This is a genomic window from Enterovibrio sp. FF113 (genome assembly GCF_041439165.1).
In the GTDB taxonomy this organism is placed as follows: domain Bacteria; phylum Pseudomonadota; class Gammaproteobacteria; order Enterobacterales; family Vibrionaceae; genus Enterovibrio; species Enterovibrio norvegicus_A.
Map to the genome: position 1 here is coordinate 51,983 of NZ_JBGONO010000009.1, position 13,961 is coordinate 65,943.

The 13,961-nt window shown below is 48.9% G+C and carries 10 protein-coding genes and 1 tRNA gene; 5 read left to right on the forward strand and 6 right to left on the reverse strand.

The features are described from left to right. Positions 1-12 precede the first annotated feature (12 nt). The 3 genes from ACED36_RS08915 to ACED36_RS08925 are packed head-to-tail and all read left to right on the forward strand — an operon-like array spanning position 13 to position 6,067. The gene (locus ACED36_RS08915; protein WP_016961193.1) at positions 13-1,671 is read left to right on the forward strand and encodes a class I adenylate-forming enzyme family protein; all 1,659 of its coding nucleotides are present in this window, start codon (positions 13-15) and stop codon (positions 1,669-1,671) included. After that, positions 1,668-2,816: an efflux RND transporter periplasmic adaptor subunit gene (locus tag ACED36_RS08920; protein ID WP_017004215.1), complete on the forward strand. Its 1,149-nt coding sequence runs from the start codon at positions 1,668-1,670 to the stop codon at positions 2,814-2,816. Before ACED36_RS08915 ends, ACED36_RS08920 begins: the two co-directional genes overlap by 4 nt. Further along, entirely contained in the window at positions 2,813-6,067 is a 3,255-nt protein-coding gene (locus ACED36_RS08925; RefSeq protein ID WP_371733143.1) for an efflux RND transporter permease subunit, read from the forward strand. Before ACED36_RS08920 ends, ACED36_RS08925 begins: the two co-directional genes overlap by 4 nt. A gap of 222 nt (positions 6,068-6,289) precedes the next feature. Here ACED36_RS08925 and ACED36_RS08930 read toward each other — a convergent pair. The 5 genes from ACED36_RS08930 to ACED36_RS08950 form a co-directional block, all read right to left on the reverse strand. Continuing rightward, positions 6,290-6,380, reverse strand: a tRNA-Ser gene (locus ACED36_RS08930). Between the two features lie 184 nt (positions 6,381-6,564). Continuing rightward, entirely contained in the window at positions 6,565-7,434 is an 870-nt protein-coding gene (gene pstB / locus ACED36_RS08935; protein WP_016961190.1) for a phosphate ABC transporter ATP-binding protein PstB, read from the reverse strand. A 10-nt stretch (positions 7,435-7,444) separates the two neighbouring features. Next, positions 7,445-8,746, reverse strand: a complete 1,302-nt coding sequence (gene pstA, locus ACED36_RS08940; protein WP_371733144.1) for a phosphate ABC transporter permease PstA — start codon at positions 8,744-8,746, stop codon at positions 7,445-7,447. After that, the gene (pstC, locus tag ACED36_RS08945; RefSeq protein ID WP_371733145.1) at positions 8,739-10,121 is read right to left on the reverse strand and encodes a phosphate ABC transporter permease subunit PstC; all 1,383 of its coding nucleotides are present in this window, start codon (positions 10,119-10,121) and stop codon (positions 8,739-8,741) included. The genes pstA and pstC overlap by 8 nt, the downstream gene beginning before the upstream one ends. A gap of 72 nt (positions 10,122-10,193) precedes the next feature. Then, a complete protein-coding gene (locus ACED36_RS08950; protein WP_017004219.1) occupies positions 10,194-11,234 on the reverse strand; it encodes a substrate-binding domain-containing protein in 1,041 nt (346 codons plus the stop codon). Positions 11,235-11,551: 317 nt separating this feature from the next. Between ACED36_RS08950 and ACED36_RS08955 the strand changes: the two genes are divergently transcribed. Next, entirely contained in the window at positions 11,552-12,076 is a 525-nt protein-coding gene (locus ACED36_RS08955; protein WP_016961186.1) for a hypothetical protein, read from the forward strand. Positions 12,077-12,102: 26 nt separating this feature from the next. On the opposite strand, the gene ACED36_RS08960 is transcribed toward ACED36_RS08955, so the two are convergent. Further along, entirely contained in the window at positions 12,103-13,230 is a 1,128-nt protein-coding gene (locus tag ACED36_RS08960) for a GGDEF domain-containing protein (RefSeq protein WP_016961185.1), read from the reverse strand. Positions 13,231-13,562: 332 nt separating this feature from the next. Between ACED36_RS08960 and ACED36_RS08965 the strand changes: the two genes are divergently transcribed. Beyond that, a complete protein-coding gene (locus ACED36_RS08965) occupies positions 13,563-13,961 on the forward strand; it encodes a hypothetical protein (protein WP_029486587.1) in 399 nt (132 codons plus the stop codon).

The following is a 13,961-nucleotide window of genomic DNA, read 5'->3' on the forward strand; positions in this document are numbered from 1 at the left end:
GAATATTCCCCTATGAAAACGACACTTTATGACCAGTTGCTACACATTCAACAGCAACACCCAACCAAGGTATGTCTGCGTGATGCGAAGAACGATTGGACGTTCTCAGACCTGCTGGACAAAACCAACCGCCATGCAGAAGCCTTAACACAAGAAGGTCTCGGCCTTGGCGACCGTTTGTTGTATATCGCAGGCCGTGGCATGAACACGCTGCCGCTGCTGCTCGCCGCGAGCAAACTTGGGGTGCTATTTGCCACCATTGATGCCCGTGCTGACCAAACCAAGAACCAAGCCATCATCGATCAGTTTGAAGCGGATATTTTGCTGATTGCCCCAGAGCATGCCAGCAAAGCCATGTACCAATTGAGCTATTACCGCGAGCTAGGCTGCACCGTTAATAGCAACGCTGATAATAGCAACGCTGATACTAGCAACACCGAACAGCGTCACGCGTTTGGCGCACCGGGCTGGCTTCGCAATGACCGCGCAACAGGCGTGTGTGATACAGCCGTCGCGACCCAGCAGCGCAGCCGCAAGCCCGTCGCCAGTGACATCGGCTTGGTGTTCTTTACCTCGGGTTCAACGGGCCGTTCAAAAGGCGTAGCACTGAGCCATTCGAATGTCCTGTTTGCCGCGCAATCCATTATCGAGTACTTGGAAATTGATGCCGATGACGTGATTTACAACGCGCTGCCGCTGAACTTCGATTATGGCTTCTATCAAATCTTGTTCCCCCTGTTCACGGGCTGCCAAACCTTCCTAACCCACTCTTTTATGATCCCGCAGAAGAACTTGATGGAAGTGCAGAAAATCAACGCAACCCACTTCCCTATCGTGCCGTCGATGGCGCGTTTGATTAAGCAGTTTGGTGCGGCCAAGGCGCTTGAGTCTGTCACCACGATCACCAACACAGGCGAAGCGATTCACCGTGGCGAAGTGGAATACATGCAGAACATTTTTCCTCACTGTCGTTTCTTCTCCATGTACGGGTTAACCGAGTGCAAGCGCACCACATGGCTTCACCCTGACGAGTACGCCAAGAAACCTGACAGTGTGGGGATCGCGATTCCGGGCACGCGCATCGAAATCTTGGATGAGAACAACCAGCCGGTTCCTGCGGGCACAGAAGGACAAATCGTGGTGTCTGGCCCACATGTGATGACCGAGTATTTAGATAACCCAGAAGCAACCAGAAAAGCACTTTTCTTTGATGAAAATGACCGCCAGAAAAAACTCGCAACGGGTGATTTTGGCCGCATGGACAGCGAAGGGTATCTCTACCTCAGTGGTCGCAAAGACGAAGTGTTCAAAATTGATGGCTTGAAGTATTCCTGCAAGGAGCACGAACAGTGGTTGAAATCTCAACCTGAGGTTCGCGACGCCTGCATTTTGGTCAACCCTGACACCTTGGAAATCACCGCTTTCATCGTGGAAGAGATAGGCGAACGCATGACCGAAGGCATGATTCGCGAACGCCGATTGAAAACCTGTGCCCTCTCGTCTCACCTGCCAAAGCATGTAGAGCGCTTAACTGACATTCCAATTAACGATAACGGCAAGCACAACAAGCAGCGCCTGAAGCAGGGCTTGCAACAAGGCGACCTCGCACAATGGCAGTTACCTGACTCATTGACCCATGTTCAACCAAGACAGTTAGCAGAAACATTATGAACAATAAACTCGCGCTTCTTATCCCGATTTTCGCTGTGGCACTGAGTGCTTCACTTTTCTCCTTCGCAGGCGTAAAGAAAACAACGTCGGATAACGATATTCCGGCGGGCCTTCAAATGAAAACGGTTGAAAGCCTGTTGATGCAGACAGAACGTCGCAACAAGGTCTATCAGTCGGCTTGCATGATCACGCCACAGAACATTTACCATCTCGCCCCCAAGGTGGACGGCGAAGTGGTTTATGTCCGTAAAGGCGGTCATCAGGTGAAGAAGGGCGAGTTATTGCTCGAAATCGAAAACGAATCCGTGCGCTATCACTATCAAGTGGCACAAAACAACTTACGTTTGAATGCACTGAACCTGCAACGCTACCGCTCACTGCGCGTCAAAAACTCGAAACAGGAAATCGATGAACTGCAGTTGAAAGTCGATAACTTGCGGGCAGAAGTGGCGTATCAACGTGCGTTATTCGAATCTTTCAAATTCTACGCACCGGAAGATGGCGTATTCGAAACACCTACCGTTAAACAATATGACCGCGTAAATCCGGGTGTTTCGGTGCTCACGTTTTATGGAAATCAAACCTTCGAATTCACGTCCAAAATACCGCTCCACATCTTCTCGTCTATCGCGTTGAGAGACAAAATCGCGTTGCGCTCTGTCGATAACGGCGATGTGATTGCCACGGCGCAATACAGCCGTCACGAGCCCGAAGACAACGGCGAGTTCGTTAAGCTTTATGGCACACTCAGCCCGGATGATGTGATGATGGAAAGCACAGGCCAACCTGCAGACTTGGTTAACCATTCCCTCTTCGAACGCTGCACATCTAACTTGCCGCTTCAACAGGCTGACCAAGGCATGTTCCTTGAAAACAAGTATGTACACTTGGATTACAAAGGGTTCTACGTGTTCAAACTCGATGGGCGTCGCGTGAAGAAGCAGTATGTGCAAGTGAGCTGGTATGACGATGGCGTGCTCGCACTTGAAAGCGGTGTGACGCCAGGCGATGTCATTGTCACGGCGGGTTCATTCAAATTGCTGGATAACGAATTGGTTCGCGTAAAACGCCCCCGAACCAATAACCCAGCGCCTGTTGAGCCGGCTTCGGACACCACGCAACAATTAGTAGGGATGGTACGATGAAAAGCGCAATTAACGGGTCGTCACTGCTCGGTCGCTACTTCGAATCGCGTATGGGTTACATTATTTTGATGTTGCTCATTACCCTCTGCGGATTGGCAGCCCTCAAGTTCGTGACACTGACCTCATTCCCTTATTCGCGCAGCAGCACGATTTTTGTTTCCGCCCAATTTTACGATAAGCCCGCCAAGTACATTGCGACGCACGTTGCAAGCGACATCGAAGACATTTTCGCGGAGCAAGATGGATTGGAGTATACCCGGCTGACCGTGGGTAATAACTCACTTCGCGTGACCGGTAAGTTCGACAAAAGCGTCGACATTGATGCGGTGGCGCGTGATATCAGTAACCAGCTCACCAATCGCCCTATGGTGCAAAATAACCTTGATGAACTGACATCAGGCTTAGACAAAGGCGACTTTGCACCAGACTTGGGGTACGTGTTCACCTCTAACGCGCGCTCTGACTCTCTGGTCAGCCGATTGCTGGAAAGCGAAGTCACGCCAATTCTGCGCAGCTTACCCGGCATTCAATCTGTGGCGCTATATGGCCCTAGCGATGCCATTTATATCGATGTCGATCAAGACCGCCTAAACGCCGCAGGGCTTGCGCTCAACCAAGTGTATGACTCGGTGCAATCCGCTTTTTCTCAACCCGCCAGCTACTTGGTGGACGGCGAAAACTATGAGATTTATCACCATAAGTCGGTCGACAACGGCATTCAGAAAATGGCGACATTGCGCCTTGAAGATGATGGCACGCAAGGCGTTCACAGCCTGTCTGATATCGCAACGTTTCGCGTAGCCAACGAATACACCCGCGTGAAAGCCAAGTTCAATGACAAAGATGGGGTGGTAATGCTGGCGACCTTCGATGGCCGCGCCAACCCACTGTCGGTTTCGACCGAGGTGAAAGCGATGATTGCTGAGTTCTTAATCGGCGAGCCCGATATTCAAGCGCAAGAAATCATGGACAGCACGGTGATGTTGTATGGCTCGATCAAAGAAACCATATTATCGATTTTGCTTTCCATCGCAGTCACCTGCTTGATCGTGTATTTCACCACACGATCACTGGCCTCAGCGTTCGCGATTTCGCTTTCTATCCCCCTTTCTTTGCTGCTGGCTTTTGCGTTTTACTCGGTCTCGCTCGACTCCATCAACCTGATCACAATAACGGCCTTAATCATCGCCATCGGCTTAGTGGTAGATGATTCCATTGTGGTGACAGATTACTTAAACGGACACCATCAGCCCGCTCAGCCAGGGCTCACCCAAAGCGGTAACCAATTGATGCGATTACGCGCCATCTTGATGGTATTGGTGGCGATCACGCTGACACTGGTGGTGGTGTATTTGCCGTATATTTTCTCAAGCGCCGATTACAGCGTGGTGAGCAAAGAATTTGGTATCGCCATTTCCATTGCCCTGTTGTGTTCTTTGTTTGTTTCTGTGTTGATCACGCCTAAGCTATTGCCAACATCACGCAAAAACGCGCTGGCGTCGAAGGCCAACGCTTCAACCTCTGATGCCACACCCTATCAAAACCCCGTGCTACGCGCCTATCACCAATCACTGTGCGTATTCGCGGAGAGCCGTGTCATACGTACTTTCACCGCAGCGGCAATCATGGGTGTGCTCGTCGTGGGTTTTTTTGCATGGCAAAACAGCGACAACGAAGTCGCACCGCCAGAAGACAAACGCCTATTGTTGGTACTGAGCGAAGTCAGCCCGAACGCAACATCGGCAGATGTTCAGCATCAAGCCAGCACCTTAACGCAACGCATTCTTGCGCTGCCTTGGGTTGATTCCACCAACTATGTCACGGGCCTGCCTGACAGCAATATGATCACGCACTATGTACGCCTGAAGGCACCTGAATTTGCCGATAACAACGAAAGCGAAAACGACAAGCAAGATACAGTGTGGTGGCAAGAAATCACCCAACCCATTCAGCATATCGCACAGCAGTTCATTGATAACCCACAGAAAAACAACCTATTGGTGAAACAATCTGAGCGGTTAGCGTCGATGCTGGCACAAGAAACCTTGAGCCGTTCTTTTGTGATTTTACCGACGGATATTCCCGGCGCGTCCACCTTCCCTATCGACATGGCGATCATGGGAAGCGACACCGAGGAAGTGCTGGAAAAAGTAGAAGCCGCACTGCGAGAAGCGCGCGCCTCGGGGATGTTTGAGTTTTTGGTGCATGATGCGAAATACGTGTCGAATCAATTCAATATCGACACGTTAGTCGACACCACGACGTATGGCAGTGCGGAACGCCGCTATTTTGCCTCGCTGATCGCGGCTTTTTCTCAACCGAATTACATCGGTAAAACGCCCCATGCAAACGACAATGTCAAAGTGTACCTTGGCGTTTCACCGTCCGAGCAACGCATTAGCAACACACAAAACACCACGGTCATCGATGACTATGCTCTGTATGATGATGGATCACGAAAAATCATGAAGAGTGCTGTTCAGCACGTCGAGCCGTCTTTCGAGCCATTGAATATCAACAAAACCAACGGCCTGCCGAGCGTGCAAATTCGGGGGATTACGCTGTCTGGTGTGAACAAATACGATGCGATACACGCGCTGAAAGACATTCTGATCTCAAAAGGCATTGCGGAGCACAACATCACGTTCATTGGTTCTAGCCGTTCGATCTCTTCGTCGGTCACCGAACACATCAACATTACGGTATTCTCGTTGCTTCTGATCTTCTTGCTGCTGACAGTGCTGTTTGATTCTGTTGTCGCGCCGCTCATCATCGTGCTATCGACCGTGCCTGTCACTTACTTCTCGGGATATATCGCCCTCGATTTATTTGGCTTGTCAGATAACATTTATACCCGATTGTCGATTCTAACTGCGGTCGGTCTGTCGTCAAAACAAGCGGTGATCATGGTGTATGAAGTGATTCGAATTGCCCGCCAGTATGCCGACCCCACAATGCTCAAAACCGCGATTATCGAAGGGTGTTCGCAGCGTTTTAATGCAGTGTTTATGACCTCGTTCTCGCTTATCCTCGGGGTGTTGCCCTTGGTGTTTCAGTTTAACTTTGGCGCAGTCGCGAAATACAACATTGCTGTGGTTATCGTGTTCTGCATGACCACCTCTTTCTTTACCGTGCTGTATCTCGTGCCCTTGGTCATGATGGTGCTACCCAAACGTGCCTATAACAAATTGCTGGGATATGCCCCAACAAAAGTACCAATGAGCACGCAGCCCATCGCCCAGTCAGAGTAAACCAGACAGTCATCACGTCATTTTTACGCAAAAGACAATAACGAAAAAGCCCACCCGCTCTTCATTCACGAGCGGGCGGGCTTAATTTAATTTGGCGGAGAAATAGGGATTTACTCGGTCGCTTCGCTCGGCTAAACCCTCGCCTAGGATTCTGCCCCCCTATTTCCAAATGCTTATTCCAGAAACGAAAAAGCCCGCTCACTGAGCGGGCTTAATCTAATTTGGCGGAGAGATAGGGATTTGAACCCTAGGAGGGCTATAAACCCTCGCCGGTTTTCAAGACCGGTGCTTTAAACCACTCAGCCATCTCTCCGTTGTTGCCGCGAATATTACAAAGCTATCGTGACCTTGTAAAGCGCGAATTTACTCTAATTCGCTCGTTTGGACAGGCTTTAAACAGTTCGTGCAAATGAACACCAGATCACTGCCGAAAAAGGCGAACGTTGAGTTCGCCTTGATAACATTATCTTAATTGACTGAAACCAAACACTTGGGTTTTACCCGAAACGCCCACCAATGTAATCGCGCGTCAGTGTATGCTCGGGTTGCTCAAACACGTTGACGGTTTCATTCACTTCAACCAGATCGCCTAAATGAAAATACGCCGTGCGATCGGAAACACGTCGAGCCTGAGACATGGAGTGCGTGACAATCACGATGCTGAAGTTCTCTTTGAGCTCTTCGATAAGATCTTCGATGATTCCAGTCGCAATCGGGTCAAGCGCCGAACACGGCTCATCCATCAAGATCACTTCTGGTGCAATCGAAATAGTACGTGCGATACACAAGCGCTGTTGCTGCCCACCAGACAAACCCGTTGCAGGCTGCCCTAAACGTGATTTCACTTCTTCCCAAAGACCTGCGCGACGCAAAGATTGCTCCACCACTTCATCAAGCTCGTCTTTGCTGTCCACCAAACCATGAATACGTGGTCCATATGCCACGTTGTCATAAATAGATTTAGGGAACGGATTTGCACGCTGGAATACCATGCCGACTTGTGAACGGAGCTCGACGATTTCTTGCTCCTTGGCATAGATGTCGTGGCCATCCAACAAGATTTCTCCCGTGACATCGCAACCAAAAACCGTGTCGTTCATACGGTTTAAACAGCGTAAAAACGTCGACTTACCGCAACCTGAAGGGCCGATCATCGCCAACACTTGTTTCTCGCCAATATCGAGGTTGATATTGCGGATAGCCGATTTAGCGCCACTCTCGTAGCTCACGCCAACATTGCGCGCCGTCATACGCGGGGCATCGACAAAGGGTATGCCGCAAGTCTCTTTCGGGGCTGCGGTATGCTCCGCTGAGCGAACACTTTTGCTGGATGAAAAATCAGACGAATGTGTAATTATGGTTGTCATTTCCCTACTCCTACCATCTGCGCTCTAAGCGCTTGCGCATGATAACGGCACATGCGTTCATAAATGCCAAGAAGGCCAGCAGCACCATGATTGCGCCTGAGGTGTTCTCGACAAAGCCTTTTTCTGGGTTTTCCGCCCAGAGATATATTTGTACTGGAAGTGCGGTTGCCGCGTCTAATGGCCCAGATGGGACATCGACAATGAAAGCGACCATACCAATCATGAGCAGTGGCGCGGTTTCACCCAGCGCTTGTGCCATGCCAATGATGGTGCCTGTGAGCATGCCCGGCATGGCCAATGGCAACACATGGTGAATGACCATCTGCATTTTTGAAGCACCAACACCGAGCGCGGCGTCGCGCACAGATGGCGGGACAGCTTTAATTGCCGCTCGGCTAGAAATAATAATGGTTGGTAAGGTCATTAGCGTTAGCACCAAGCCGCCCACAACAGGTGCTGAACGAGGCAAGTCTGCCACATTCAAGAACACAGCTAACCCGAGCAAACCAAACACAATTGATGGCACCGCAGCAAGGTTATTGATGTTAATTTCAATCAGTTCCGTTGCACGATTACGCGGTGCAAACTCTTCAAGATAAATCGCGGCGGATATACCAATCGGAAAACTTAATGCCAGCGTGATTAACAAGGTATAGAACGACCCAACCGTCGCCCCCCAAATACCGGCTAACTCTGCATCACGGCTGTCCCCATTGGTGAAGAAGTTGGTATTGAAGACAGTGCGAACATTCCCTTCTTTCACCAGTTCGTCATACCATTGGATTTGAAGATTTTTAAACTGTCGCCCATCTTCTGGTATGGCTGCCGTGATGTTGCCTTTGTTGTACTGATTGAAGTTGTCGCCCGCTTGCGCCCAGTACTCGATTCTTTTCCCAATCAGCGATGGATCGGCAATGACCATGTCACGCAAATCGTATTCCGCACCGTTCGACAAGAATTTATAAAGCTGGCGTTTGTTCTGGCGACCATTAACAGGCACATCGTCCAAAATCGCTTTGCGGATGACTTTCCGAAAGCTCGCACTCATCAAGGTCTGTTGATTAATATCCTGACCAACCAGTCCCAGTTCATCCGCAGACAAGTCGACCGTCAGTTTAATTTCAGTGGTGAAAAACGCGGTATAGCCATCAGAAACAATGGTGGTCATCAACACAATCAAGAACGCAAATGCCATGGAGATGGATGCAACGCCATAGAAGCGAAAACGCTTTTCTTTGGCGCGACGACGACCCACACCTGCCTTCACTTTTTCTCGCTTGGTTTCTGCGATTTTTAATAATCTATCAGTCATATTGCTCTCGATATTTCTTCACGATTCGAAGGGCGACAAAGTTAAGTGCCAGCGTGACAACAAACAGCGTCAAGCCCAAGGCGAATGCAGCCAGTGTCTTCGGGCTATCGAATTCCTGATCGCCCACCAACAAGGTCACGATTTGCACTGTCACCGTGGTGACTGAATCCAACGGGTTAGCGGTTAACTTGGCCGACAAACCTGCCGCCATCACCACAATCATGGTTTCGCCAATGGCACGTGATACAGCCAACAGCAAGCCGCCGACAATACCGGGAAGCGCAGCGGGAATAACAACATTGATGATGGTTTCAGATTGAGTCGCGCCTAGGCCAAGTGAGCCATCACGCAGCGATTGAGGAACCGCAGTGATCACGTCGTCTGACAACGATGAAACGAACGGAATGATCATCACACCCATTACCATGCCTGCTGCCAGCGCACTCTCAGAAGAGGCCCCCGAAAAGCCAATCGCATGGGCGAGATCTCGAATAAATGGCGCGGCGGTCAAAGCGGCAAAGAAGCCGTAAACCACCGTGGGTATCCCTGCCAGCACTTCCAACACAGGTTTAACGATATTGCGAACGGTAGGCGAAGCGTACTCAGCGAGATAAATCGCGCTCATTAGGCCAATTGGCGCAGCAATACACATGGCAATAAAGGAAATCATCAAAGTGCCAGTGAACAGCGGAATAGCACCAAATGCGCCTGTTGCGCCTTGTTGATCAGCACGAAGGGCTATCTGTGGGGACCATTGCGTGCCGAACAGAAAATCTGTGATCGGGATAATTTGGAAGAAGCGAATCGCTTCAAAAAGCACGGAAAGAACAATACCTAGCGTGGTGAGAATAGCCAGCGTCGAACAAAACATGAGGAAAAATTGAAGGCATTTTTCGACGTGATGACGGGCTTTTAGCTTAGGTCTGACTGTACGCCAACCGAACGATAAGCCAACCAGTGACAATGCAGCCACGGCGACGAAACGAAGAGTACGCCCAATGCTCTCGAGGTGATGATAGTAGGCCGCGGCCGCTAGCAAAGCAGGCTCATCAGTCTGAAGCAGACCGTTAGCAATATGCACGATCTGGCCAAACAACAACTGCGTATTTTCATTGGTATCAAGTACGCTCTGTGGCAGTTGCGCCATCACCAGCGATTTCACTGTGCTCGGCTCAAAGGCCTGCCAGATGATAAGAAGAAGTACACTCGGTACTGCCGCTAAAATAGCCGCATAGGAGCCGTAATAATTAGGCCGGGAGTGAAGTTTGTTCAAGCCACCTTCTACAGTAGCAATATCCCGGGAACGTTTTTTGGCAAGAAAGTACGCGCTCAACGTGAGTGCGAGTACCACCACCATCAATGTAGACGTTTGCATCCCTTTTCCTTTAATCCCTTGTACAACAAAGGTGGCGTGCTGTTGTCAGCACACCACCTCAGGGGTAACGCGTTACAGATTCGGTGTGAGGTCAACTGCGTTGTTGCGAACCAGTTTCAAATCACGCGCTGACAGCGGAATCAAACCACGGTCAGTCAAGTAGCCCTCATCGCCAATCGCATCTTCAGACGTGAAAGAGGCAACGTACTGCTGCAGACCCGGAATCACTTCTGCGTGCGCTTTCTTCACGTAGAAATACAGTGAGCGAGAAACAGGGTAAGAACCGTCACCAATCGCGTCGAACGTAGGCACTACGCCGCCGATTTTAGCGCCTTGCACTTTGTCTGCATTTTGCTCAAGGAAGCTATAGCCGAAGATACCAAACGCGTTTGGATTTGCAGCCAGCTTCTGAACAATCAGGTTATCGTTTTCGCCTGCTTCGATAAATGCGCCGTCTTCACGAATACCGTGACAAACCGCTTTGTATTTTTTCTTGTCTGCTTTTTTCAGCGCTTTCAGCTCTGGATATTGCTTACAACCGCCTTCCATCGCCAACTCGACGAACGCATCACGCGTACCCGACGTTGGTGGTGGGCCTAGCACTTCAATTTTGGTTGCGGGAAGAGAGGCGTTAACGTCTTTCCAGGTTTTGTTTGGATTGGCAATCAGATTACCGTTTGCATCAGGAACCACTTTCGCCAGCGCAGTGAAAAGGTCTTTCAACGTGATATCAAACTGCTGAGATTTTTTAGAGTTCGCAAACGCGATGCCGTCATAGCCGATTTTCACTTCAACGATATCTTTTACGCCGTTTTTCGCACACAACTCAACTTCTGAGCTTTTGATTTTGCGCGATGCGTTAGTGATATCCGGTGTGTTTTCGCCTACACCTGAGCAGAACAATTTCAAGCCACCGCCTGAACCTGTTGATTCGATTTTCGGTACAGCAAATGCTGACGTGCGACCGAAGCGTTCCGCTACAACGGTGGCAAATGGGTACACTGTTGATGAACCAACAATGCTAATGTAGTCACGTGACGCAGCAGCAACGTTACCCGCTGCAAAGGTAGACAGACATACTGTCGATGCCGCAATCAGAGTCTTAAGTTTCACATCAACCTCCAAGTCGATTGTTTGTTCATTTAAGCAGTCAGAAAAACCTGTACTGCTTTCGTTTTCGCTTCAAAACTGATGTAAAAGTTAGAGGCCGCCTATGACAGTAACCTTAACAAAATGTGAACATTTGATTACAGACCGTGTCACTTTCACGCTGAAACATTAATGAAATCAATACGTCACCCGAGTGAAACATTGCTTGTCTAGGTTATACACGAGTAACCTCATCGACGTTTTTTCTCGCACGCATTGCAGTGGCTATCGAGTAGTGGAGGCACGTAGAGGGTGTATCTCATGTTCTGGGATCACCATTGATGAACAGCCAAAGAGACAAAAACATGGGTCAATGCGCGAAGGAAAGCGAAAAAGCAAACAGCAGAAACGAGGGGTTATCGGTATTGGAAAAGGACACAGAGACGCCGAAGCCAAACGGGCAAAAAATCAAGCCCAGCGTGTTATTTCTTTGTGATGGAGAAGAAGGATATTCACTGGTTGCTCAGTCTATCTTGAACCACAAAGCTGACAGTTATTTCAAAGGCTTGTGTGCGTTCACTAGCGAGGTTTGCAACATCGCCTCAGCGTGTCAATCGCTTCGCCAATACAACATTGCATGTCGGGATGACCATTTACGCACAATAGAGGCTTATCAAGGGCAGAATGTGGACTTTTTGATCGCACTATCCCCCTCTTCAGTGCAGTCGGGAAAATCGCTGCCGCGTTACACCAAATTCATTCCTTGGGACATCACACAAGGCGGTGAAACAAGCGACCGCCAAATAACGGTCAAATACATCAACGACCAAATCAATTATTTTCTGTCTGTATACCTGTATCGATAATCGAGACAGGATTTAAAACAATGTATTTAAATCGGTAGCGACGTGATGGTGACAGGACGTTTAGATGCAGACACGGCACAATTTCGTCCTTTGGCTTTTGCTTCATTTAACGCGGTATTTGCTAAATTGATTAGCTTATCGAGTGCTCTAGAAAATGGGATTTTTTCTTCACTATCACTACGAAAAGCACAATAGCCGACACTAATGGTGACAGGCGTTCCTTCGACTTCGCAGTGAGAAACATGCGCCGCCATTCGTTCACACACTTTCACCACTTCCGATTGTAAAGTATCGGGAAACCACACTAAAAATTGTTCACCGCTGTAACGCGCAACATAATCGTAGTTACGCACGGCTTGTCTGAGCGAGTCTGCCACGCCTTTGAGTATGCGATCACCCTCTTCATGGCCGTGTTTTTCATTGAACATGTGGAAGAAGTCGATATCCACCAGCGCGATAGCGCCTTCTCCGTCTCGACGTATCAGTTGGTTAATTTCGCGGTGAAGATAATCAAACAAAGCGCCACGATTAGGTAAGTCGGTCAACAGATCAATATGCTGAATGTTTTTCAAACGCTCACTAAGCAATTGATAAGACGTTCGCGCACCAAACAATTCTTCGCGATACTCTTCATTTTCAAGTTTAAGTTCAAGCAAACCCGCCATCAGCAGCAAGGCATTTTCGTCATTCGCATGACTTTCACATAAAGCTTCAGAACTAAAACTCAGGGTTCCCCATACCACGCCACCAAAATGAATAGCGACGCCCCAGTAAGCACCAGGCAAATGTTTAATAAAAGGATGGCCGCTCAGTTTTTCATGTGCGTGCGTATCGGGCGCAAGTATCGGTATTTGCATACCGGCTGCAACGCCACTGAATGAATTCGCAAGCGGCATAACGTCAGAAACGTCGAGAGGAGAGCCCCCTGCACTCCCGGCAGTATCCGCCGAAAAGCGTTCCACAACATGGATCTCTTGGTCACTGACTCTGCAAAGCTCCCCGAGGCTGGCATTAAAATGGCTCGCCCCTACTTTCAGCAATTCTCCGACCCAATCAGAAAATGACTGACCGCGCCGACGGCTTAGCTGTTGCAAATCGTGCATCAAGATGTCGAGCGAAGGTTTGTTGTCAGACAAAGCGAGATTGGAGGTCATAGGTAGTTCCAACTTTGAGATGTTTGTATTAAAAGGAATAGGACAATTTTAAGAGTATTCTAAATGAAACCATTTCTGTCACTTTTTTTTGCAACGCAAGTGTAAGTGCTCACTATTTATCTAAATATTTAGTCAACCTTCATTGAATCAAATCAAAAGCAAAGAGTTAGAAAATTTCGTTTCGATTGTTCAAATATGCCTATTTGCCTCGTCCCTCCCCTAAAACATCCAGTTCAATTCATCTAATGTTGCGATTAGTCGTTTAACTACGGAGGGCGGTAGCGTTTTTGATCACCGCCCTCCCCAGACTCATCAATGTTGATCAGGTCGCCATGAAAAAAGCACACATACTCACTGCTACTGGTATCGCTGTTTTAGTTAGCGTTATTGGCTTTGTATCTATGCCCACCCAAAAACCACTCTCCAAGATTGGCCTGGTTTCTGTGGAAAACCACGCGAAAAATCAAACATCAATGCTGGATTTAAAAACTGATACGCCTGCCAAAAACATGCTAAGTGACGATGCCGAGTACCCCACACCTGTTATTCAGCTTCAGCAAACGCTGACTTACGGTTTGATTAATGCAGAAGCCCCAAGCCTTCCCATCTTGCAGGGCGACTTGGAAACTTTTGCACAAAGCAATGTTGGATCATCCCAGAACGTTCCTGAAGAGCTTTCTCAGTTGAAAGCACGACTTCAAAAACTCAAAAACATTTCGAATACGCAATAG

Excerpts from the sequence above, each read along its gene's own strand:
- ACED36_RS08915 (WP_016961193.1), top strand. The coding sequence starts at position 13 with ATGAAAACGACACTTTATGACCAGTTGCTACACATTCAACAGCAACAC.
- ACED36_RS08920 (WP_017004215.1), top strand. The coding sequence starts at position 1,668 with ATGAACAATAAACTCGCGCTTCTTATCCCGATTTTCGCTGTGGCACTG.
- ACED36_RS08925 (WP_371733143.1), top strand. The coding sequence starts at position 2,813 with ATGAAAAGCGCAATTAACGGGTCGTCACTGCTCGGTCGCTACTTCGAA.
- pstB (WP_016961190.1), bottom strand. The coding sequence starts at position 7,434 with ATGACAACCATAATTACACATTCGTCTGATTTTTCATCCAGCAAAAGT.
- pstA (WP_371733144.1), bottom strand. The coding sequence starts at position 8,746 with ATGACTGATAGATTATTAAAAATCGCAGAAACCAAGCGAGAAAAAGTG.
- pstC (WP_371733145.1), bottom strand. The coding sequence starts at position 10,121 with ATGCAAACGTCTACATTGATGGTGGTGGTACTCGCACTCACGTTGAGC.
- ACED36_RS08955 (WP_016961186.1), top strand. The coding sequence starts at position 11,552 with ATGAACAGCCAAAGAGACAAAAACATGGGTCAATGCGCGAAGGAAAGC.
- ACED36_RS08960 (WP_016961185.1), bottom strand. The coding sequence starts at position 13,230 with ATGACCTCCAATCTCGCTTTGTCTGACAACAAACCTTCGCTCGACATC.
- ACED36_RS08965 (WP_029486587.1), top strand. The coding sequence starts at position 13,563 with ATGAAAAAAGCACACATACTCACTGCTACTGGTATCGCTGTTTTAGTT.